Origin of the sequence: Butyrivibrio hungatei NK4A153 (assembly GCF_000424465.1) — a bacterium.
In the GTDB taxonomy this organism is placed as follows: domain Bacteria; phylum Bacillota; class Clostridia; order Lachnospirales; family Lachnospiraceae; genus Butyrivibrio; species Butyrivibrio hungatei_A.
This window is the reverse complement of record NZ_AUJY01000008.1, coordinates 172,754-196,841: the sequence shown is the minus strand read 5'-3', so window position 1 is coordinate 196,841 and position 24,088 is coordinate 172,754. Positions and strand designations below refer to the sequence as shown.

17 protein-coding genes and 1 tRNA gene are annotated in these 24,088 nt (G+C 41.6%); 4 read left to right on the top strand and 14 right to left on the bottom strand.

Going from position 1 to position 24,088, the window contains the following annotated elements; translation table 11 throughout:
* Nucleotides 1-71, bottom strand: a tRNA-Gln gene (locus G628_RS0106610).
* Between the two features lie 10 nt (nt 72-81).
* Nucleotides 82-303: a helix-turn-helix domain-containing protein gene (locus tag G628_RS0106605; RefSeq protein WP_026514772.1), complete on the bottom strand. Its 222-nt coding sequence runs from the start codon at nt 301-303 to the stop codon at nt 82-84.
* Between the two features lie 218 nt (nt 304-521).
* Here G628_RS0106605 and G628_RS0106600 point away from each other — a divergent pair, with 218 nt between their 5' ends.
* Nucleotides 522-866: a hypothetical protein gene (locus G628_RS0106600; protein ID WP_026654304.1), complete on the top strand. Its 345-nt coding sequence runs from the start codon at nt 522-524 to the stop codon at nt 864-866.
* Between the two features lie 141 nt (nt 867-1,007).
* Here the strand turns inward: G628_RS0106600 and G628_RS16650 are convergent, their stop codons facing one another.
* From G628_RS16650 to G628_RS0106580, 4 genes are all read right to left on the bottom strand, one after another.
* Complete coding sequence (locus G628_RS16650; protein ID WP_155833780.1) at nt 1,008-2,420, bottom strand: IS1182 family transposase; 1,413 nt, start codon at nt 2,418-2,420, stop codon at nt 1,008-1,010.
* A gap of 189 nt (nt 2,421-2,609) precedes the next feature.
* Complete coding sequence (locus G628_RS0106590; RefSeq protein WP_027208780.1) at nt 2,610-5,384, bottom strand: methyl-accepting chemotaxis protein; 2,775 nt, start codon at nt 5,382-5,384, stop codon at nt 2,610-2,612.
* Nucleotides 5,385-5,399: 15 nt separating this feature from the next.
* The gene (locus G628_RS0106585; RefSeq protein ID WP_027208779.1) at nt 5,400-7,526 is read right to left on the bottom strand and encodes a hypothetical protein; all 2,127 of its coding nucleotides are present in this window, start codon (nt 7,524-7,526) and stop codon (nt 5,400-5,402) included.
* A 66-nt stretch (nt 7,527-7,592) separates the two neighbouring features.
* Nucleotides 7,593-9,131 carry a glycoside hydrolase family 32 protein gene (locus G628_RS0106580; protein ID WP_027208778.1) on the bottom strand — a complete coding sequence of 513 codons (1,539 nt, stop codon included), beginning with the start codon at nt 9,129-9,131 and terminating at the stop codon, nt 7,593-7,595.
* A 247-nt stretch (nt 9,132-9,378) separates the two neighbouring features.
* Here G628_RS0106580 and G628_RS0106575 point away from each other — a divergent pair, with 247 nt between their 5' ends.
* Both G628_RS0106575 and G628_RS18895 read left to right on the top strand, forming a co-directional pair.
* Entirely contained in the window at nt 9,379-10,437 is a 1,059-nt protein-coding gene (locus G628_RS0106575) for a LacI family DNA-binding transcriptional regulator (protein ID WP_027208777.1), read from the top strand.
* A gap of 18 nt (nt 10,438-10,455) precedes the next feature.
* Nucleotides 10,456-10,779, top strand: a complete 324-nt coding sequence (locus G628_RS18895; RefSeq protein WP_027208776.1) for a type II toxin-antitoxin system RelE/ParE family toxin — start codon at nt 10,456-10,458, stop codon at nt 10,777-10,779.
* 227 nt (nt 10,780-11,006) lie between these two features.
* Here G628_RS18895 and G628_RS0106565 read toward each other — a convergent pair whose 3' ends face one another.
* The 7 genes from G628_RS0106565 to G628_RS16635 all read right to left on the bottom strand — a co-directional run bounded on the left by G628_RS0106565 (nt 11,007) and on the right by G628_RS16635 (nt 20,983).
* The gene (locus tag G628_RS0106565; protein ID WP_027208775.1) at nt 11,007-12,734 is read right to left on the bottom strand and encodes a methyl-accepting chemotaxis protein; all 1,728 of its coding nucleotides are present in this window, start codon (nt 12,732-12,734) and stop codon (nt 11,007-11,009) included.
* A gap of 15 nt (nt 12,735-12,749) precedes the next feature.
* Nucleotides 12,750-14,162, bottom strand: a complete 1,413-nt coding sequence (locus G628_RS16645) for an extracellular solute-binding protein (RefSeq protein ID WP_081670586.1) — start codon at nt 14,160-14,162, stop codon at nt 12,750-12,752.
* 156 nt (nt 14,163-14,318) lie between these two features.
* Entirely contained in the window at nt 14,319-15,419 is a 1,101-nt protein-coding gene (locus G628_RS18065; RefSeq protein ID WP_051199061.1) for a helix-turn-helix domain-containing protein, read from the bottom strand.
* 175 nt (nt 15,420-15,594) lie between these two features.
* Nucleotides 15,595-17,607 (bottom strand): right-handed parallel beta-helix repeat-containing protein, encoded by a 2,013-nt coding sequence (locus tag G628_RS0106550; RefSeq protein WP_027208774.1) that lies wholly within the window; start codon nt 17,605-17,607, stop codon nt 15,595-15,597.
* A 62-nt stretch (nt 17,608-17,669) separates the two neighbouring features.
* Nucleotides 17,670-18,539, bottom strand: coding sequence for a carbohydrate ABC transporter permease (locus tag G628_RS0106545; protein WP_242827187.1), 870 nt, complete (start codon nt 18,537-18,539; stop codon nt 17,670-17,672).
* Between the two features lie 2 nt (nt 18,540-18,541).
* On the bottom strand, nt 18,542-19,453 hold the full coding sequence (locus G628_RS0106540) for a carbohydrate ABC transporter permease (RefSeq protein ID WP_026668375.1): 912 nt from the start codon (nt 19,451-19,453) through the stop codon (nt 18,542-18,544).
* Between the two features lie 99 nt (nt 19,454-19,552).
* Nucleotides 19,553-20,983 (bottom strand): extracellular solute-binding protein, encoded by a 1,431-nt coding sequence (locus G628_RS16635; RefSeq protein WP_034461903.1) that lies wholly within the window; start codon nt 20,981-20,983, stop codon nt 19,553-19,555.
* Nucleotides 20,984-21,320: 337 nt separating this feature from the next.
* On the opposite strand from G628_RS16635, the gene G628_RS0106530 reads away from it, so the two are divergent.
* Nucleotides 21,321-22,289 carry an AraC family transcriptional regulator gene (locus G628_RS0106530; RefSeq protein WP_026668376.1) on the top strand — a complete coding sequence of 323 codons (969 nt, stop codon included), beginning with the start codon at nt 21,321-21,323 and terminating at the stop codon, nt 22,287-22,289.
* 96 nt (nt 22,290-22,385) lie between these two features.
* On the opposite strand, the gene G628_RS16630 is transcribed toward G628_RS0106530, so the two are convergent.
* Nucleotides 22,386-23,777, bottom strand: coding sequence for a methyl-accepting chemotaxis protein (locus G628_RS16630; RefSeq protein WP_196803718.1), 1,392 nt, complete (start codon nt 23,775-23,777; stop codon nt 22,386-22,388).
* Between the last annotated feature and the right edge of the window lie 311 nt (nt 23,778-24,088).

Genomic DNA, 24,088 nt, shown 5'->3' with positions numbered 1-24,088 from the left:
CTACGGTACTTGGAATCGAACCAAGATTACCGGAACCAAAATCCTGTGGGCTACCATTACCCCATACCGCATAGTGCAGCCTCACTCGACTGCTATTATTCTTTCTATAGGGACTTCAAGATACACAGAAAGAGCCACAATCCTGTCAATGCTTGGAAGAACCTCTCCTCTTAAGTATCTGTATACAAGAGAAGTACTTGTCCCAAGGTATTCAGAAACTTCTGTAACTGTATGACCGCTTTCCCTTATCAAATCTCTTATATGTATTCCTGTTCCTTCAATATCTATTATTGGATAATCCATTTTGGGTATTCAAAGTTTTTGAGGGTCTAGTTTGAGGGTCTATCGTGAGGGGCTACTTTGAGGGTTTGGTTTGAGGGTCTACAGTAATAATAAATAGAACCGGGATTAATCAGTTATTGAAACTGACTAATCCCGGTTTTTTTATGCAAGAATCATTTCCTGCACTTCCTCCGTCTCTTATGATGTTTCTTGGACTAAATATCAAAGGAGGAGGATACATGAATAGTATCACAGATTTACTGGACCTTGAAGATAACGATGTAATCACCAAAAGCATTGATATCCAAGGTCAGACAAAAGTTCTTACTCTCGAAACACACCCCACTGCCCATTTCTGTCCTATCTGCGGATTTAGGATGTATTCACGAGGCATCAAGAAAAGAACCATCAATCATCCGATCTTACAAGATAATTACTCTCTTGTTCTTATCCTTAAGCAGCGAAGATGGCGCTGCATCAACCCTGACTGCCACTACAGCACTAACGAATCATTTAAATTCGTTAACAAGAGCCGCAGGATGTCTAACGCTACTGAAATGCTTATAGTTAGCTCCTCGTATTAAATAAAAAAAGACTGTGCCCTCTTTTTTAGAAGGCACAGTCTTCAGACTGTAGACAAAGTGGTCTTGAGAGCATAGCTCTCAAGGCCATTTTGTCTTCCTAAGCCGGATTTTCATAATAAAAATGGTCAGAAACAGCCCTTATCAGGCCATTTCTAACCGCCATTCATTCTTGATTCTTGCAAGCTTTTTTAGATTCATACACGCAAAGGTAAGCGCGACCTTCATTTCCATCCGCGCCTTTCCATACATCTGTGTATATCTAAATCCATGATTCTCTTTGGCTGTCCCAAAGATTCTCTCTATTGTCTCCTTCCTGTGAGAATAGAGATCTTTCATCCCCTCGGTGTATCTTATGTCATCACATTCATCCATGTAATCTTCCCAGATATGACGGGTTACCAGTTTTACATGATTCTTGCTAAGTGTACATTGTTCAAGGTAAGGACAGTTTTCGCAGACCTTTCCGCAACTCTTGTATTCTCTGTATCCATCGCGATTTGTGGTCGAATACTCCAGCACCTGATCGTTTGGACATATATAGCAGTCATTGTATTCATCATAAGCAAACTCAGATTTTCTGAAGAATCCTTTCTTCGTCATTGGCCTCTTGTAGGGAAGAAGAGGTTTGATGCCATCATCTATGAGTAGTTTTGCTATAGCTGGAGTTTTGTATCCTGCATCTGCAACGATTGTTTCCACGCCGATATCCCTGATCTTATCGTAAAGTCCTTTGAATGTACGGCTGTCATGCTCATTGCCTGGGTTGACAGTGAAATCTAAAATCCATCCGTTCTTGTCACAGGCTGTTTCAATTCCATACGCGAATACATTCTTATGTTCACCTTTCCTGAACCATCCACTTTCAGGATCGGTAGTGCTGCACCTTACTTTCTTGGTATCTTTAGGAACGTCGTCTGTGAAATCACTGAAATCATCATGTCCACCAGCACCTTTATCGTCATCATCATCCTTATCTTTAAGTGGCTTTTTGCCATGCTCAGCTCGGTCTTCGTTTATTTCCTTTTTGAGCATTTCTTCGTAGAACAATGCTTCCTGCTTTGCAAGTTTATGCTGCATCTTTCTGTTGTTTGCTCTCGCCTTTACATGAGTAGCATCTACAAATACAGCAGTAGGGTCTACCAGCTTGAAGCGATAGCAGTCTTCAAGAATGCGCTGGAATATCTGCTCAAAAAGGTCTGTATCCTTAAAGCGTCTTGTATAGTTCTTTCCAAAAGTTGAAAAGTGTGGGACAGGCTCGTTAAGCTCTAAGCCCAGGAACCATCTGTATGCAACGTTGACTTCTATTTCCTTGATAGTTTGTCGCATGCTGCGAATTCCGTATAGATACTGAATGAAAGGGATTTTAATGAGTGTGACAGGATCCATGCTGGGCCTGCCCATATCTGATGAATACTTATCTTCAACAAGGTCATATATGAATGACCAGTCAATTGCTTTATCAATAAGCCTGAGCATGTGATCCTGAGGTACCAGATCATCCATGCTCACAAACTGCATTTGTTCACGCTTTCTTTCGGTATTAGAAGTCATCATAAAGGCAATCCTCATCCCCAACTTTGATACTTCTATTATACCAGAAAAAGTACCTCAAGCCCAGATAAATACTGGGCTCGAGGCACTTTTATAAAGAAAAATCCACGGCAGATGCCGTGGACTTTGTCTACAGTCTGAAGACTGTGCCCTCTTTTTTAGAAGGCACAGTCTTTTGACACTCACATCTTTTTAATTATTTAGAAGACGATTAATCTCATCAACCATGTCATTGATTGCACTAGCCTGCTGTGCAACATGCTCAGTATTTGTAGCATTATTTCCAGCCATGGTACTGATAGCCACAAACTGCTCGTTCTCACTTCTGATACTCTCTGCGATATTCTGGTTAATCTCAACCTGTCCTGTAATCTCTTCTACGTTCTTCTGAACTCTTTCAATTATTACACCAACGTCCTTAAGTGAGCTCTGCGTGTTTTCTGCAAGCTTACCAACTTCAGTTGCTACAACAGCAAATCCCTTTCCATCATCACCCGCTCTTGTGCTATTGCTCCTACCTTCGCTATCAGAACCACCTTCTCCAGAATTTTCTGACGTTCCATCATCTTCACCAGGATTCTCAGCATTGCCACCTTCTCCGGGTTCGGGCTTATCTCCATTTTCCTCATCATCTGAGTTCTTGTCAGCATCTTTGATAACTACAGAAAGTCTTCCGCCATCGTAGCTGTCGTTTCCGTCAGGATCCACAGCAAACATTACGATGTCACCTTCGTGAACAATATACTCTTCATCGAATGTTATCTCTTTTTCAGAATCAAAGTTGCCCTGGGTAATTCCACCAAACCACTTCTTTTCTTCGCCGTTTACGAAAATTCTCATGCAAATGCCGTTGGCATCAGGGTCTTCATTATTGGCAAACTTGGTGTAGCTTCCGCAAACCTTTATTTTTCCTGTATTAACTGCTTCCCATCTGTATGCAGCGTTTCTGCCATTTCCGGGCTCTACAAAATCCCTTTTCAGCTCAGGTTTTCCGTTATTATAGTATCTTTCATTATCAGGATCATAGGAAAGCTCTTCAAAGTTCTTTCCATCCCAGTCGCACATTCCATAGGTCCAGCCATCTGTGCCCTGCTCACCAAATGATTCAAAGAGATTAGTGTTGTTAGTCCGCAGTTCCTCACCTTCAGCCTTCTCTTTTGCCGCATAAACCCTCGCAGACAATCTACCTGCGTCATAGGCTATATTATTCTTTCCGTCAATAACAAATGAAAGCTTATCACCTCTCCTGACGTCAAGCTGAGTAAACATGAAGTCTGCCTTGTTATCATTGCCATCTCCCTGCAAAACCGCTATATCTTTTTCCTCAAGAAGCTCTTCATTTAAGAACACCTTAAGTCCCACACCATCCGGATAATCAGGATTTGCGTCAGTCTGCCCGAATTTGGTATAGTCGCCAAGCACATCGATTTTTCCATCTTCGTACACTACCCATTGATATATTGCTGCCTTCTTCTCTCCGGGATGAACAAAGTCTTTCTTCATTTCGAGATTCTTATTGGAAGGAGAAATAAAAGCAGTCTTATCCTCATTAGCATATACAAGGACTTTTGCACTGTTTAAGTCTTTTCCTTCAAGGAACCACCATCCGTCCTTACCCTGCTCGAATGATTCAAGATTACCGAGTACAGTGTTGTTGGTCCTGACTTCATCGCCTACTGAAACCTTGATTCCTTCAGAATCAGCAATATCAATTTCAAGTCTTCCTCCGTCCCAGGCATTATTCCTGTTGCAGCCTATGTCAAAAGTAAGGATGTCTCCCTTCTTAACCTGCAGTTTCTCGATGTTTACAGCTCTTGCATTATCGTTTCCTTCACCTTTCGAGCAGTTGCAAACAGTGTTATACAGTCTGGAGTTGTTCTTGAAGATCTCGATAGTTACGCCGTCAGGCCAGTCTGCATTTGGATCTTCATGGCCAAACTTCACATACTGACCGGTTATATCTATTTCTCCGTCAACTGCCACAACCCATTTGTACATTGCATCGGCATTGAGCCTTGGCTGCACAAAGTCCTTCTTCACTTCGAGGCCGCTAAATTTTCTTGAAATAAACCCTGTTCCATCAGCAGTCTTCTTTGACAAGACCTCTGCTTTGTCTATTCTTCTGCCTTCAAGATAGTACCAACCGTTACTGCCCTGCTCCCCAAAATCATAAGAAAGATTTGCATAATTCTTCCCGCTGTTATTGACCATCTTCATGGTCCTAAGCTCTGCATCTTCGATCACAAAAGTGAAGTTTCCGCCGTCATAAGCGGTATTTGCCTTTCCATCTACCAAAAGAGTAATGCAATCTCCGGCACGTACCTCAACATCCTCTACTGACAGATCCTTCGTGATCTTCTCATCGGTAAGTGGCGCGAAATCCTCTTTTTTCAAGACTTCTCTGTTCTTGAAAAGATACACTGTCACGCCGTCCGGCCAATCCGGATTTTTATCTTCATTAAGAAGTTTTGTATAGGATGCCATTATGTCGATCTTGCCGTTTTCAGCTGCGACCCACTTCACATTTGCAGATCTTCCCTTGTTAGCAGGCATGATGAAATCACGTTTTATCTCTATTCCGTCAAGAGTCGTGTATTTCTCGCCATTTTCTTCAAGTCGCTCAACGTTCACAGCAAAGTATGGATCCTGATAGTATCCTGACTGGAAGCACCAGCCGTTTTCTCCATGCTTTCCGAAATCATCCTGGAGTGATGCGTTGTTTGAACGGCCTTTATCCCAATTTATAACGTCTCTCTCTGTCTGTCCCGTAAGCGCAGACAATCCCTTTATGGAAAACTCATAAAGACCTGCATCATAGGCATTGTTTTCCTTACAATTGATGACCATTGATATATAGTCATCCTTGGCAACATCAAGTCCTGCAACATCAAGTCTTTTGGTAACTTCATTGAGTTCAGCATCAAAATCCTGCTGAACTAAAACTGTGCCATTATGATACAGTGTCACCCTTGTTCCATCCGGCTAATCCGGATTTTTATCCTCGTTCTTAAGCTTTGTATATGAAGCATCAATCCTGATCGTTCCGTTCTGGGCTACTTTCCACTTGATAACTGCGGACTTGCCCTTTCCGGGATTCACAAAATCTCTCTTTATCTCCAGATCGCGTGAATCAATGTATCGCTCTTCTTCAGGGCTGTATTTTCGCATATTGTAGGCGACGAACGGAGCATCTCCTATGCTTTCCTGATAGAACCAGCCATTTTTTCCCTGCTCACCAAAATCATATTTAACATCAGCAAAGTTCTGCCTTGTCTCGCATTCGTTGATCGATATATCATTTTCTGTGGTAACATCGGTGAGGTCAAAAACGGAAAACTCGTATTTTCCCGCGTCATAGGCGTTGTTTTCCTTACAATTGATGACCATGGAAATATAGTCGTCCTTATTTACTTTTAAGGACTCAACATCCATGCGCTTAGATATTTCCTGCTTGGTGTCTGGCGCAAATTCCTCCTGTGTAAGAACCGTATTATTATGATAAAGAGTAACCCTGGTTCCGTCGGGCCAGCTTGGATTCTTATCCTCATTCTTAAACTTGGTATAGGAAGTATTAAGCCTGATTGTTCCTGTTTTTGCGACCTTCCATTTGATCACAGCAGATTTTCCTTTTCCGGGACTTACAAAATCGCTCTTTATCTCCAGGTAGCTGCTGTCAAAATATCTGTACTCCTTTTCGTCAAAGATGCGCATATTGCATACATCATTTGGGTCATCTCCATAACCTTCCTGATAGAACCAGCCGTTTTCTCCCTGTTTGCCAAAATCATATTTAACGTCTGCGTAGTTTTCTCTTGTATCATCTCCGGCAATAACAACGTCTTTTTCGGTTGTGGCGCCGGTCCTGTCAAGGATTGCAATATCGAATGCGCCGCCATCGTAAGACGCATTTCCTCCTGCATCAACCACAAAGTATAATCTGTCTGACGTGCTTACGCTTACATTCTTTTCCCTGAAAGAAATCTCATTCTTGCCCTTCTTTGGTGCTGCAACTTTTTGGGAAAAGAGCTTTTCTCTGTTCCTGTAGACAGACACAGTTACACCATCCGGCCAGTCAGGATTTCCGTCGTTTTGCTCAAACTTGGTGTAAGTTCCTCTTATTTCAACGGCACCATCGACCGCAGGCTGCCAGCACAGCATCGCCTCATCATTTATTGATGGATGAATAAAGAACTGGCTGATTGAAAGATTTGGAGATGTAGAATTCATGTACTCTCCGTCCTTTTCTGTTGATACAAGTTTTGCATCAGCGATGCTTTTTCCGCACATATAAGTCCAGCCATTATTTCCCTGGTGGCCGAAATCATCAATGGAATAAGCATTATTATCAATTCTGTCTGTATCCTTTTTCGCTGTAGGACCGCCGGCATTTACATCGGAAATGGCAACATATAATGAACCACCGTCGTAAGCGTTGTTCATGTTCGGATCCACAACAAAGTACAGGCTTTCCAGCTCATCGACATGTATATCTTTTAAGGACTCTTCTACAACTTCTTCCTTGTCTGTCTTTGCATCGACCTTGTATCTTCCGATAGGTTCATCCCCCTTGTAAACGTACAGTGTTACGCCATCAGGATACATGGGATTTTTATCATTATTTACGTTTTTGACATATGCAAGGTCAATATTTATATCTCCGCCCTTTGCAGCTCGCCACTCCAGTATTGATGCGACTTCCTCCGCGGTATGAATAAAATTGGACTTTATCTCTAATCCCTTTTGTCCGGGCTGAAAGTATCTCTCTCCATCATAAGATTCAAGTCTCTTAGACCTTGCCGGGTCCTGTGATGATCCATATCTGTAAAACCATCCGTTATTTCCCTGCTCTCCAAAATCTGCAACGTTAAAAGCATTATTGGTGCGGTTTTCATCATCAACATATTCCGGTTCGATATAGTCATGCGAAAAAAAAGATGAAGGCCATGAACTCGCAAGCGCAACAATCTCATCCTCGATTGACTGCTGAAGCGCTTCTTTAGTTCCGCATACCGCAATTCCTGTGCAGGTTGCAACGATCGCGAGCATTCCCCCGAGTGCAACTTTATATTTTGATGCAACTGCCACTACTTTTTTTAAATCTAACCCCATAGCATTCCACCTCTATAAACGATATCTGCTTCCTAAGCCTTCTCCCAAAAGACAACTATCCTATCCTTACTTAAATGCCTTCAAATCTTCAAAACTTGCCTTTGATTCAACACTAAACACCCCAAAATCAGAGCCCTGTGACATGTACATCCTTGTTGTGAAAGCAATCTCATCGTTGACATACATGCACACAACGCCGTCTGCAACAAGCAGTGAAACATTCAGCTCATTCTTATCTGCTAAATTGAAATCAACATATGACTGAGCTGTTCTTTCCATAATATTGCTGCCGTTGTAGAACTCAATCCTGTTGTTGGCGCCGTTAAACACAATGTTCAGGCTTCCGACACTTTCTTCGTTTGTATCAAAGCAGAACCCAAACATACCGTCTTTATCAAAATCCCTGATCGTGGTCTTAATAAGATAACTGCCAAGAAGCTCCTTAAATCCCGCCATCTCATATTTTTCACCGGCAAAAGATATAACGCCCTCCGAAAGAGAAGCTGAATCAGTCATCTTGACTGGTGTAAGCGAAAGCTCATTAGATAAAAGCTTTTCAAGCTCAGGGTTTAAAACAGGTGTGAGGCTTCCATCTCCATGCTGCACAAGCTTATGAGTGACCATATTTCCGCCCCAGTCGTAGTCCTCATTGTCTGTATGCTTTTTCTTCGTTCCGTTCCATCCGACAACATATAAGTTCTCTCCGTCTGTCTCCATTCTTCCTGCATAGAAGCCGTTGCAGTCAAAGATGTCCTGTGAAGGGATCTCAAACGGGCCCTCAAAATTGTCTGCTATCCTGTAATGAACAAGCCTGTGAGGCCACTGATCAGAGAATGACAAGTACCACTTTCCTTTATAAGAAAGGAGTGTCGGGCATTCCAGATTTGAATCGGTTCCCATATCATTTTCAAAGAAAACACCGGCATCTTCCCAGCTCTTTAAGTCCTCTGAAGTGTATCTTGCAATGACTCCGATGTTGTTCTGTCTTGTTGCAACAAGCATTGAATAGCACTTTTCTGATTCAACATAGAAAACAAACGGATCCCTGAAGTCGTTCTGTGCATAATTCTCGTTTGCATAAAGTGTATCTTCGGGAATCTTTTCCCAATTTATAAGATCGCTGCTGACAGCATGCATCACTGCTTCTTTTGGCTCAAACATATCGTTATGTCCAGTATAAAAAGCATGGTACTTACCGTCATTTCCCTTTATTACACTTCCGGTTCCAAGAGCTATGTCCTGGTCTTCTACAGCGTCTCCATAATTCAAAACAACTCCCTTGTCATCATATGAGGCAAAGTCTGTAGTCTGGATCAGCCCCCAAGGGTGATATCCCTGCTTACCGTCTCTCTGGTCTGCCAGGTAAAAGACATTGTACTTTCCCTCGTCGTAAAACGGCATTGTATCGCCCACAAGTCCCTCCACTGATGACGGAAAAACGATATGATCTTCAATGTTCTCTCCCAGATACTTTTCATCCGCTGACTGCACGTTTTCCTCTGTTGTTTCATCTAAAGTAGTATCCGGTTCTGCGGCTTTGTATGAGCATCCAACACTGGCGATGGTCATAATGCCAATCAAAAGCAATGTTTTTATTCTATGCATAATTCCTCCCTTGGTGATTTTGCACTATCACTTGACAGAAACAATATAGCATTTTGTGTCATTTGTATCAATCTAAAAGTGCATATGACACAGCTTTTCGTGAAATTCAGTGTTTTTATGGGTTTCTTTTTTGTAAATTATGCACAATTGTCATACAGAAATTAGTGCATTTGACACATTACTATTGCAGCGTTATGATATTTACCGAATATAAAAAAACTCAGAAAGTATTGAGGGGACATCCATTATGGGAAAAAGAGTAACATTACAGGAAATTGCAGACGCACTTGGAATGTCAAGAAATACTGTTTCCAGAGCACTTAACAACTCAGGAAGCGTATCTTCGGAAACCAGGAGTAAGATCTGTCAGATGGCTACAGCCATGGGCTACAAGCAGTTTAGTTTAGCTGATACCGCTGATACAGCATCAAGTACGCTCTTAGCATTAAAGGACGGCAAGACAGAAATAGCCCTGTTCACTCATTCTTTTCCCGGTGCATCCCATTCAGGGACCAAGCTTCTTGAGGCATTTCAGAACAGAATAGATTCACTGGGCTACAAGCTTTCAATCAACATTATTAAAGATAATGATATTGAATCCTTAAGCCTCCCAACTAATTTTTCCATGGACAATATAGCAGGAATTCTCTGTATAGAGCTCTTTTCCGAAAAATACAGCAAATTCCTCTGCAGCCTGAATATTCCCATTCTCTTTGTAGATACCCCTGTTCTTCAGAAATTCGGATTGGCAGCTGATACTCTCTACATGGAGAATGTTACAAGCGTCTACCGCCTGATCAGTTCATTTATCCAAAGCGGAAAGAGAAACATCTCATTTGTTGGTGACAGATTCCATTGCCAGTCCTTCAATGAGAGGTGGCAGGCCTACGTTTCAGCCATGACAGATAGCGGGATTGGCATCGACACCGGATCCTGTATTCTTGATGACGACACGAGTCCGTACAAAGATACAGATTATCTCGCTGCAAGGATCAGCGAGCTTGGGAAAATGCCTGAAGTTTTCTTTTGTGCCAACGATTACCTTGCAATCTGCACCATAAAGGCCCTTAGGCAGCTTGGTAAAAAAGTTCCGAAGGACGTTGCGGTCTGCGGATTTGATAATGCGCCCGAAGCCACCATCATCGAGCCAAGTCTTACCACGGTGAAGATCCATTCAAGCTCCATGGGCTTTATTGCTGCGGATATTCTGCTTTCCAGGATCGCAAATCCAAATACTCCTTACAAAAAAACATATGTAGAAACAGATATCATAATAAGAGAATCAACCGGAAATACGATTAAATAAACTACACTTTTTAAAATATTGTTCAGCAAAGTGCGAGAAGCCCTTGCCCTGGTATTTGAACGCCATAGAAAAATAAATGAAAAGACCAAGACTTCTATATCCCCAGCAGATGAGGAATTACTAAAAAGTCTTGGTCTATATATCAATGATCAATTTCTGAAAATGATCTTACCTGTTGCAGGATCCATTCCATCAACTATTGCAAGCCTTGGTATGCGCCGATTGAATGTTGACAATTACGTTGTTCTATACATTGTAGATGAAACCAATGAGCGCGTTGAAATTGTCCGTAAACCTTATGGCGCAATGGATCTTGATAAATTCTTTGAAAAAATGACCTAATATTTCAAAAAGCACAAATAACTATCAAACTTTTGCTCCCTAATCACTGTATTTATCGGTTTAAAAAATTGCACGAAAAAACGTGCAACCATGCAGCTTTATCGGGTTATAGTCGGATAAAAAAGTTTCCCTTGTATCTACCTCATAAGGGCAAAAACAAGGGAAAACCGCAATCCAATCACTATATAAAGGTTCACAATCCTTGTAAATAAGGGAAAGTTACCTTGTTATATCTTTGAGAAAATAGCCGTTTCCTCATCAAGTTCGCCTGCAATACGGCTATTCTCATCCATACGTCTTGAAATATTGTCCATATCGGATACAAGTACCTGAGTGCTTTCAGCTGCTGAAGAAACACCGCGGACGCCGTCTTCTATGGATGTTGTGATATTGTTGATAGACTCTGCTATATCACTGAAAGTTGACTTAAATCCTTCTGTCTTATTGCTGAAGTCGTTCATGACGCTTTCGATGTAATTGGCATTCTCTTTATATTTTTCGCCGTCTTCAACAAACTTTTCAAACTGAGGCAAGATTGAATTCTGCAAATAATCAACAAGTTCATTTGAGCTGCTTGAAAGATTATGAGCCGCCTCAACAACAACAGAGTTGATTTCCTGAATGTTTCCGGCAGTTCTCTTACTGTATTCGGCAAGAGATCCAATCTCACTCGCAACAACCGCAAAGCCTTTTCCGGCTGCTCCTGCTCTTGCAGCTTCGATAGAAGCGTTAAGAGAAAGAAGGTTTGTCTGTGTCGCAATACTCATGATCTCAGCTGTAAGTGAATTAACCTGATCAACACTCCGGCTGTCTTCAATAGCCTGATTAAGAGATGTAAGAATATCCTCAACCTTAGCATTTGTTTCAGCCATAGTTGTTCTTGCAGACTGTTCCATAGCATCCGCATGCTCTTTCATAATCTTTGAATATTCATTTATCTCGTGACTCTTATCAGCCATCTCATCAACTTCAGCTCTTACAGCTTCCGTATTTTTATTAATAGTACCTGCACTGTCCGCAACCTCCTCCATAGTAGCGGTAAGTTCCTCCGTAAGCGCAGAAAGATCTGCGGCACTGCTGTTTGATGTCTTTACACTTCCCAAAACATCGCTTACAACCTTATCCATTGCAGATGAATTGTTTGTGATGGTCAAAAAGATATTCTGAAGATGTTCAATAAATGAGTTGATACCCTTACCAAGAGCTCCGATCTCATCATTGGATTCAATCGTGATACGCTTTGTAAGATCCCCCTCACGTCTGTTGATACCTTCAATGATTTCATTAAGCTCCGCCTCAGCCTTGATCACAGGGCTTATTACATGTCTAAGTACAATGTAAAGTGCAATTACCACAGCAAGAATACTTATAAAAATCACCGCAAATCCCGAAATTCTTGCAACCATATAGCTGGAGCCGAGATCCTGTCTTGCTGTATCGGAACTATCACGAAATACACCAATAATATCGTTGATGTCTGCATTCAACTGCTTTGAGCTCTCAGCAACAAGGCCATTTGCAGTCGCATATGCATCCTTGGTTTTCTGAGCTGCGCTCTGTGCCAAAAGAACCTTAACCGCATCTCTGAAACCATGATAATCAGCAATCATCTTATCATAGCTTGCCGTGCTATCCTTGGTGACATACTTTTTGTAATCAGCCATTGTCTGATCCATAACTGCCTCTTCCGCTTCAATTTCGGTAATTACATAAGTCATCGTCTCAAAATCAGTGGCTACAATATGTGACAGAGCCAAAGTATGGATGCTTTTGGATGTCTGTCCGATAGTATCAAGTTCATTTATGGCAGACATATAGTCATCCGCAATTGTTGACGCTGTCTTATTTACTTTTCTAAGGTTTGTTAATGACATTACATTTGAAAAAATGGAAACAAATCCCAATAGAAGGACCGGAACCATAATCATTACACGAATACTTGCTTTTCTCTTCATCGATCCAACCTCCTATTACTCACTTGCCTCAGAACTTGCTTCTGCGCCGTCATCACTATCCGAGCTATCACCCTCTTCCGCAGTTTCTTCCGCAGAATCTTCTGCTGCCTCTTCTGTATCTGTTTCCTCTCCCGAAGTCTCAGCACCTTCCGCATCTCCTGTTGATTCTATACCTGTAATGTCGGTAACCATCTCATTTAAAAGTGTCTGCAGATTTTTGCCCTTAGTATTACCCTCGCTTATAATTGTTCCAAAATTTGTTGCAGGATCCCAGAATGTTCCACCGACTCTCTGAAGACTTGCAAACTCAGCCTGCTTCTGAAGTGCCTGAAGTCCCTTTGACTGAGCAACTTCACCTGAAGATGAAGCTGCTGTATTTGAAGGTCCCTGACCTCTCATCGAGAATCTGAGACTCTGATTCTGTTCATTTGTCATCCAATCGGCAAACTTATTTGCCCAAGCAGTATTTTCAGAATACGAATTGACACCTACTAGCTTATATCCCGCATAGCTTGACATCTGAAGCTGCTGCCCGGCAACAGTATATGTGGGAAGCTTTGTTGCAGCATAATCATTGCCCCATGCTTCCTTAATCTCGTTTTCATCCCATGTTCCGCTAATTCCCGCAATAATAGTTCCATTTGCAGCCCCAACGCCAAAGTCATCATTAACCGCACTCAAAAATCCCGGATTGCGAGCGATATCCAACATAGCCTGTGCAACATCCACACCCTTTATCTTGGTATTTTTTGCATTCCAGTTACAGAAAGTAGATATTCCGTCGTCATCAAGACCGATTTCCATATCTGTATTACCGAAAAATGAATAAATATACCAACCTGAAGTCAGTTCCATGAATAACTTTTTGCCCTCCCGTTCAGCAACAGCAAGGATTCCGTCCATAGTCTGCACATCTTCATCAGTCAAATACTTTTTATCATAAAAAAGAAAATATCCATTATCCGCTGTCAAAGGATAAGCATACAAATTTCCGTTAAAAGAAGCAGCCTCACTTGAAGCCGCAAGATTTCTTCCTGATATTTCCGAAGCATTGGGAACTTCTTTAAGAACACCCGACGCAATCAGCGCAAGCAACTGGTCATCCGCAAAAGTAAAAACATCAGGTGCATTGAGAACATCACCGAGAATATCATCCTTGGCAGAAGACTCGCTATGAGCTTCAAATGTAATATTGAATTTTGCCTGTGAGGAATATTCAGCTTCAAAACTTGATATGATCTGATTAATAAGATCTGTATCTTCTTCAGATCCCCATACTCTGAGATTAATATCTCCTGAAGGAAGCTCATTCTCATTAACAGCTTCTGCCTCAGAAATTCCTTCCTCACCGCCACTTGCACCACAACCTGCAAGTGAGCACAAAGAAATCACTGCAGACAGTAAAATTGTTAACACTTTTTTGAACATATTACGCCTCCTATTTCATTCTGAGGAAATAACCTATCATAATATTTTATACAATTCAATCAGTGCTGTAAATACTTTATAAATTATTTATAATCGCTTTATCGTTTTTTAATATTTTCCCGAAATTTCATTTTAAATTCTTTACAGCCCCCTTCATCAATTCTTGTCCCAATAATCATTAATCATTTTAAGCGCTTCTTTATCGATAAATGCCATCTTCGCAAGCTGCTTTGAAAAAAACGCACCTATTCCCAAAGTCGCATTTTCACCGATGCTATCAATCATGTAATACTGCTTCTTGTCCGAATGATAGAACTTAAGCTGCTTCGCCATGTCATTTGAACTTTTTTCATCAAAGCACGCTGCAAGTTTTTTTCCCTCGGAAATACTCTTTTTCATTCCTTTAAAGTCTCCCATGCAAACGCAAAGATATGCCTTTATCGCATGGTAAAAAGCCTTATATTTGTAAAAGCATCCGACTTCGTCTTTTGCAAAAAAATCGATTACTTTGATCATCGTATCCGCGATGCAGACCGCCTCACCGATATTCGTCTTTCCACCTTTTCCGGAAAGAGCCAGAATCATGTATGCCGTAGAACCTATCAGTTCGCCAAGGTGGTTTATTATGCCCGATGTACTATAATTTAGTGCCTGATTTATTTCTCCGTTCTGAAGATACACAAACGCCAGGATTGTGTCGTTTATCCCACCGAAGTTGATTTCCTTAAACATTTCAAGGGCGGCCTTTTCATCTATGATCATGTAATTGTACGCGATCTGCGTTCTTATCACGAAATCATTTATGTCAGGATCTGTGTTTTGCGATATATAATCCATAGATCTTGTCAAAAGCCCCATTGCCTTACGCGCATCTTCCTTATCCATATTCTCAAGCGCCTTCACACAATAAAGTTTGGCAGATGCGTAGATGACAGAAAAATCATGAGGGTACCTTGAAATGGCATCTTTTGAAAGATTTTCCGCTTCATCGAATCTGTGCTCACATACAAGTGAATCTATACTTTCAACCAGTTTCGCGGCTTTCTTAGATGCCATGTCATATCCCAAAAGGACATCGATTGACACATCAAAAAAGCTTGCTATCGTTGCCAGCATCACTATATCCGGTGTATTGTTTCCATTCTCCCACTTAGACACCGCGCCGACAGTTACTCCCAATATCTCTGCAAGTTTTTCCTGCGTCAGATTTCTCTCTCTTCTTAATCTTTTTATATTTTCATGCAACTTAAGTTTCATCCGTTGTTCCTTTCTATAGTAAATAATCGCTTATGGAATAATTCTATTTGACTCTTTGGAAAAAAATAATACATCAAATGCACAAATAAGATAAAATATTTTTTCCAATTTGGAAACTTGCTCTCCAATAAAAAGAAACAGCTATCAACGTGACAGCTGCTCCTTTAATTAATCTTTATTCAATATCAAGTTTCGCGTAAAGCTTATTCTTAGCGTCATCCCCTGAAGCTAACGGTCCGGGGATAATGCCCGCACCTCGGTGGTTTCCGAGATAATCCACATCGAAAGTAATCGGGGTTCCATCGGGATTTTCAAACTTCTGCTGAGGTTCAAACGCTTCGCCGAGAGTCTCGGTCGAGATCATACAGACCTTAAAGTCGCCAAGTGCCTCGTAGATATTTGTATCAAGGAAATATTCACCATCCTTTTCAACCACATCAACGTATACCTTTCCCGAATCATCGAAGAATGCATTCTCCTCTTTTTTCCACGGAAGTGCGCCTTCAAAGTATGCATTTCCGTCAATCCATATGGGAAGATGGCTAAAGTGCGCATCTTCATGCTTCCTCATGTTTGGATATTCCGTCTCCATATCGAATTGCGGGATCCACTCATCATAAGTAGGATATTCGTCAAAGCAATATGTTCCGACTTTCCTGTTCTCCGTATACTTCTCATCCGGGTCAGAATCATTTAAAAGCTCAAGATCTTCGGCCGGCCACTTCTGTATGAAGATATTGTTGTAGAACCTGTCATCCCCATGAAGGATTGTCATAAAGCCCATAACTTCCGTTCTGTGCTGCATATGATAAGGCGTATATCTCCAGGTCGTTCCGTCTCCGACATAGGTAAAAGAGCCCGCGCAAAGATTATGTACCATCGCAACACCCTGAGTTGCTATCCTGAGCGAAACATCCGACAATAAAATGTTGTTATCGATAAGCGTAGGTCCGTGGCTTACTTCAACAAACAGATCCTGACAAGTCATACCGCCCTGCAACTGCTTTGCAAAAGAAGGACGCTGATTGTCGTGCAACAGGTTCTGCGTTATCCTTGTTCCCTGCGCCTCCCAGTCACACCAGATTCCCATTGTGCAGTGGTGAATATGATTTCGTCTCATTACAACATCGATTGCGGCATGCATCTTTATCCCCGCTATCTCGGCTCCTCCAAGCTCCATCATATTGTTTATGTGATGAATATGATTGTCCTCGATAACGCTGAACACTCCGCCCATACGGCCAATGATTCCGCCCTGCTCGCAGTGGTGAATATTGTTTCTTCGGATTATATGTCCGCCGATCTTTTCTTTTAACCATCCGTAATACTGACCGCGGCACACAGAATCTCTCTCCATCTGAGTAGGACTCTTAACATGCTTTGTTGTATAAAAATTGCTATTCTCGGGATCGTAGTAACGCCCAACGCAAATGCCCGCGCACTTACTGCCCCAGATCTCGCAGTCTTCTATTATCCAGCCTTTACTCCAGTGCGGACTTATCATTCCGTCCTGATAAGCAGCGGGAGGAGCCCACGTCGTCGCAGCTTTGTTTATATTAAAGCCACTTACGGTTATATAGCCAACGCCCTCTTTTTCAGGCATGAAGCACTCGCGCCTTACGGTAATCTCGACATTTTCTTTATTTGGATCCGCTCCGCCGAAATTGGCATAAAAAACTGTCTCGTCATTTTCATTATCCTGCTCTGCGTACCATTTTCTCTTGGAATTCTCGGGATCCCACGAACACTCGTAAACTTTTCCTTCAGCGCACTCATCGATACTAAGAGCTTCATACAGCGCCTCGTCATTAAGCCACACACAGCCCGTATGCTTATTTGGCGTCGCAAAATACCAGTCGCCGTAAACAAGCGTCGTGTAAGGATTGTAACTGCCAAAGATACTGTTTTTTACCCGTGCCGTCCACACACCGCCCTTAAACTTCGACCATCCCGTGATCTTCTCGGCACCTGTTATAACGGCGCCAAGCGGCTTCTCACTTCTGTAAGTTATTCGATTTTCCGAAGTTCCGGGATTGACCGGATTGACATATTCCCTGTAAGTTCCGGGCGCAACAGCAACCTCATCTCCCGGCATCGCAACTTTCGCCGCTTCGTTTATTCTTTTAAAAGGTAAATTCCTGCTTCCGTTTCCGTCGTGCTCAGCACTTGCATCTACGTAAATTATCATAGGCCCCTTCCTTTACATTAAAAAAGTTTTTATTCCCGTAAGTTCTGTTTATATCGCCGTTTTCAGCCTTTAACCGCGCCTGCCATCATTCCTTTTACAAGTTTATCCTGGAAAACGATAAAAAGAGTTATCATGGGAAGCACCGAAAGAGTCAGTACCGCCAAGATGATCGGAATATCAAGCGAATGTTCGCCCTTAAACTGCCCAAGTGCAAGAGGTAATGTCTTTTTCTCGGGAGTAATGAGCAAGGTGTTGGCAAAAGCAAATTCATTCCACATCGAAACGCCGTTATAAATCGCAAGCGTCGAAAGTCCCGATTTGGAAAGAGGAAGTATCATCTTAAAAAAGTTCTGATAGCGGTTGCATCCGTCAATTTCCGCAGACTCTTCCACTTCCTTCGGAATCGTTTTCATAAATGCCGTCAAAATAAACACCGACATCGGAAGCGCAAATGCAACATAAGGTCCTATCAGCGATCCGAGCGAATCGTAGAGCCCCACCGATGTTGTGAGCTTAAAGATAGGTATCAAAGTAACGTGCATCGGAACCGACATCATAGCTACGATAAGCGCATAAATGAACGGATTTAATTTAAAGCTCATTCTTGCAAGCGGATATGCCGCAAATGCCGAAATGGCAAGCATAAGCACAAGCGATATCGCAACCACGATCACACTTCTTAAGAAATATCCGAAAAATCCATGCGAAACAACATTTACATAATTATCAAAGAACCACGGATCGGGCAGATGGAAAACGCCCTGTTGCAGCATATCAAACTGTTTTCTGAACGAATTTATTATCATAAAGAAGAACGGTGTAAGCGTAAGTACCAGCCAGATGCATGCGAAAAATATAGCTACTCCCCACGCGATCCTCGATTTTATCTTGGACTTACGATAATCCGCTTCACTCATATTTGGATTGACCATACTCAATATTCCTCCTTAACCTTGAAAACTTTGTTAAATATCAACGCGATAGCCGTTATAAGAAGGAACATTCCTGCTGCCACTGCCGAACCATAACCCATATTGAACTGCTGGAACGAGAGCTTGTACATGTATGTAGCCATAAGTTCCGTCGAACCTGCAGGCCCTCCCTGAGTCATGTTCCAGATCATATCAAAGTACTTAAGCGAACCTATAAGAGACATCGTGCATGCGGTCTTGAAAATAGGTCCCAAAAGAGGAATCGCAATATGCTTTATATACTGCCATCTTGTTGCGCCGTCGATGATAGCCGCCTCGTATATCGATGTATCGATGTTTCCGTATCCGGCGATGAAATAGACCATGTAAAAAGGTGTAAACTGCCACGCCATAACGCCTATTACGGTATAAAGCGCATTGGGCGCGGTTCCCAAAAGATCTATCGTAGTTTTCTTACCCATAATAAGCGTAGCGAGTGATGAAACAATTCCTCCATTTGTTGCAAGTGCATATACAAAAAGGAAAGCTATCGCAACAGAACTCATTAGATATGGCAGAAACCAGATGATTTTAAATATGTTGAATTTTTTTCCTCCCGCATCCAGGAATGTTGCAAGAAGCATACCCATGGGTATCTGCAAAAGAATCGAGAATACCATGACGATCAGATTATGTTTAAAAGATTTCCAAAACATCTCATCTTTAAAGAGTGATACCCAGTTCTCTGTTCCTATAAAAATCCTGTCGGATGAAATACCGTTCCACTTATATCCGCTTATCACGAAAGTATCAATGACCGGATAGATTATATATATCGTTATAAGCAAAAGAGCCGGTATAAGAAAGACCGTTGCCGCTTTTGCCGTGCTTTTGGCTCTGGCCTGTGCAAGCCCTATATTATTTTCATTTTTCACATAAACTCCTTCCTGCCGCATTTTCACTTTTTTATAACAGTCGCTGCCCGCAGGAAAAACTCCCCGCAGGCAGCGATCTATGCGCATTGCTTTTTATTTTCACTGTTCGGCAATAGCTTTCTTCATAGCATCATCATGCTCTTTTCCAATCTCTTCCGGTGTCTTTTCAAGGCCAAACAGCTCAGTCATGCAGTTCTTGTGTACTTCCGTTACTGATGCGGGAAGATACTGATCATACCAAAGCTGTACATTGGAAGCATTAAAGAATACATCAGCTATAACCTTCATGTTAGGATCGTCGATATTTTCTTCCATTCCTTTAATTGAAGGCTGTGTTCCGCTTGAAAGCTGGTCATTGTTATATGTGTCATCATTGTAATACTGTGTTGCAAGCACATAGCATGCGTCAAGTTTTTCCTGATCCACAGTTTTATCATCTTTGAAGCAGTTAAATGACATTCCCATACCGATTGCTGTACCGATCTCTACATCCTGAGGAACGCCCTTTGCCTTTGCTTCCGAATCTTCAGGGAAACGGAATACGCCGACATTTTCGTTGTACCACTCTTCGCTGTCCGCTTTTATTCCCGATACCTGCCATGCACCGTGAAGCATCATTGCAGCCGAACCGTCATAGAGAAGTGCTCTGTCCTGATTATCATCAGCTGAAAGTGAATTAACGCCATCAGGGAAATATCCTTTTTTAACCCAATCCTGAATCTTGGAGCCTGCATAAACAAATGCGTCGCTTGTGAATGTTCCGCCGTTTTCCTGTGTATAAGCCGCGTCAAACTCAGCATTTCCGGAGTGACGTGCAACAAGATACATGTAATACATTGAGCCTGTCCACTTTGATGCATTTGCAAGTGAGAACGGAATGATATTGTTTGCTTTCAGTTTCTCGCAAACAGCCTCAAGTTCATCAATCGTTTTGGGAACCTCAAGACCAAGATCTTTGAAGATTGTCTTATTATAGAAAATATCACAGCCCGAAAGTCCGCCGAAAGGAATAGCAAGCATCTTTCCGTCATATGTCGACTGCGCAACCGCAGCATCTATAAATTCGGGATGATCGTATTTTGCATACATTTCGGTAAGATCGTTGGCAAAACCTGATTTGTAATACTCCGCCATAGGACCACCGCCCCAGTGAACATAGATGTCAGGCGCCTGTCCCGAACTCATCGCAACAACAAGCTGCTGTTTATAATTGTCATTCTGCTGATGTACCTGATTAACCTTGATATTCGGATAATCCTTCATAAATCTCTGCACAGCACCTTCCTGCGTGGTTTTTGCCGGATCCTCCGTAGCTATGTCCCAAAGAGTTATTTCAAGTGGCTCAGTTGTAAGTGTCGGTAGATTCTTTCCGTCCGTCTGCTTTCCCGCAGAAGAATTTGCCTGCGCCGTCGCATCAGCTCCGGAGCCACCTGCCGACGGTGTCGTAGTGGCAGAACTTCCACCACATCCAACAAGCGTAGTAGTTGCCAAGACCGTTGCAAAAAAAGTAGCCAATACCTTTTTGTTCATATCTTACCCTCCTATCATATAAATACCTTTGTTACTTTTCAGATTCTCTGAAAATCTCTCCTTCATGAAACAATAAACTGTTTCATTCCTTTACATAATTCTATAATAATTTACTTTTTTACGCGTGTGGAAAATTGCCATCTACCATACCAAAATTGCTCTATTGTTTGTGCATTTTTTCACAGTTTACATTATTTATCTACATAAATTATGACATAATGCTGAGCTGTTAGACATTTTTACCATCAATTCATGCTATAATGTTGTATCATAAAACAAAAATTGCCTTTTATGATTTTGCACCGTTTTTTATTATTTCAGGAGTTCTTTTTGTAGTATGAAATATTGTTATTCAAGCACCAAAGAAAATGTCAGACACAAGATCAACACAAGTTTGCGGATGTTCATAAACCGTCTGCACGCCGATTTTCCACCGCACTGGCACACAGATATCGAGATTATCTGGCCAAAAGAAGCTCCCTACAAGGTAATCTGTGCCAATCAGACTTATCATGTCGAAATAGATGACATTCTATTAATCTGCCCCACCATTATTCATGAGATTTTTTCTCCGACACCGGGAACCAGAGTGTACATTCAAGCCGACTTTTCCGGAATAATCAATTTAAAAGAAATGGATCGGGCATTCCGTCTTATGTCCCCCGCTCTGCACATTAAGAAAAAGACATGTCCGCCTGATATATATAATTATCTGTGTGGCCTTATCGATACGATAATGAAGTTATATTTCGGTTCCGCACCGCGGGTTCATATGCACGAAGAAGAGATGGACGACGAAGTTATATCTTTTTCAGAACTCGCACCTTACGATGAACTTGAGATTTATTCAATTCTTATGCAATTTATTGCTTTCTGCGGAAAAAACATTAATCTTTTCCGTGAGCCCGAGTCTGCCTCAGCTTCGACTAATTTTAAAAACAATGCCTCTCTGAGCAATGTATGCAGCTACCTCTCAGAGCACTTTACGGAAGATCTGACTCTTGAAAGCGTCGCTGCTCATGCAGGTTTCAGCAAATATTACTTCGAGAGGATTTTTTCCGAATACACCGGAATGACCTTATATCAATATCTTCAGCAGATGCGAATAAGCTATGCCAAAACGCTTCTTTCAAATCCCGAACTGACCGTCACAGATATTTCCTATCAGGCCGGCTTTACAAGTTGTACAGCTTTCACACGTGCATTTAAGAAAGCCACCGGCTATCCGCCTTCACAATTCAGGATACTTAACGAGGAGCAACATCCGCTCTCCGCAAATCCGCATTTTGCAAAAATAAGGCCGTAATAAGCAATATCGCTTCACCAAAGTCCAAAGAAAAAGGGTTGTGAAAAGTTTTTGCTTTCCACAACCCTTATATTGATTGCTTTTTAGTATTCTCTTTTATCCCTGTGTATATTTCTGAAGTTCCTCAATCTTCGCAATAATACCGTCCATAGACTTCTTGAACTGTGCAACGAGTTCAACGTTTCTTGAACTTGCCTTGGAAGCCTCGGTCGAACTTGCACTTATCTCTTCACTCGTAGCTGACAACGTGCTGGCGCTGTCTACAATCTCGTTATTTGCACTGCTAAGTGATGAAATGAAATTAGCAATATCATTGATAGCCTGACTAAGTTCCGCAAGTTTCTCACTGATAAACTCAAACTTCTTGGATGCGCTCTGTGTATATTCAGTCTCGCGGATTGCAGACTGTGAGCTTATTGTAGCGCAGTCAGCGACTGTATCGGCATTCGCTGTAAGAATCTCAATAATACGTGTAATATTCTCTGTCTCATTTCTTGTCTGCTCGGCAAGATTTCTGATCTCATCGGCAACTACCGCAAATCCCTTACCCACTTCGCCCGCTCTTGCAGCCTCTATGCTGGCATTGAGTGCAAGAAGGTTGGTCTGTGATGAAATTGAAAGGATAATGCTTGTGATTCCGCTTACATCCTCAGTGTTGGAACGAAGTTCATCCGCAGCTGTCTGAAGATTTTCTCCTGCTTTTCTGGCTTTTTCAACCTCTTCAAACAAGGATTCCATGACACCCATGCCTTCTTTGAGGGCATCTGCAGCTTCGTTGTTTATGTTCTCAACTATGTCCGCACTCTTCTTGGTATCATCGATAATATCCTGAATATCATGCGTCTGGGTTGTCTGATGAGTAATTGCCTCAGCGGTATTCTGCGTTCCAACCATGATGTTTTCCATAGTCTCATCAAGAAGCTCTACAGATTCACCGATAGTTTTAAGCGCTTCGCTTACGGAAGAAACGTCTTCCACTACACTGTCGGCAACTTCCGTGATTTTTTCGGTGATAGTCTTATTTTTATCCGAAACCGATGTAACTTCATCAAGTGATTCCTCAAAGAATCTTGAAAGAAGCCCATAACCCTTAAGGATCGTAACAACCGTAAGGATTGAAATGATCGCCTCTATCATGATAACTTCGATATCATTCTGAATATTCGCTGAAGTAGTAATAGTAAGTATTACTCTTATAAGATTGGAAACGGCAAATCCGATAACTCCGACTTTTACACTTAAGCTATCAAGTGTAAGAAGAAATACGATCAAAAATGGGATCATATATGGATATGTCGTACCCGTGTTCCCGCTGTTAAGCATTGCACAATAAACTATAGAATATGTGATCGCAAGTATTCTTATATATGTAACTCCACCCTTACTGATGAAAAGATACACCGAATCTGCGATAAATACCAATATAACCATTATCAAAGGGATAATTCCTCTGATCGGAGCAAGATCTGACATTGTGATCTGCGACATTAGACCGACAATTGAAAAAAAAGTCGTAATTACGTGAATTAGAAATACTAGTTTACAAGTGCGTTTTAAATGATTTTCCTGCATAGCGCCCTTCCTCCGTTCTTTTCCTATATTATAGATTATACCACCCTATTACGCATTTACGTAAATCTTGACAATCTTTACGGATTTTTAGCGAATTTTACAACTTTTTTATAAATATCAGTTGTATTTAAATCAAGAACAAAGAGTTGCAAAGCAATTTCATATGATATAAAAAAAACTGCAACTGCCTATTTTCTGACAGTTGCAGACTCTTATATATATCACGG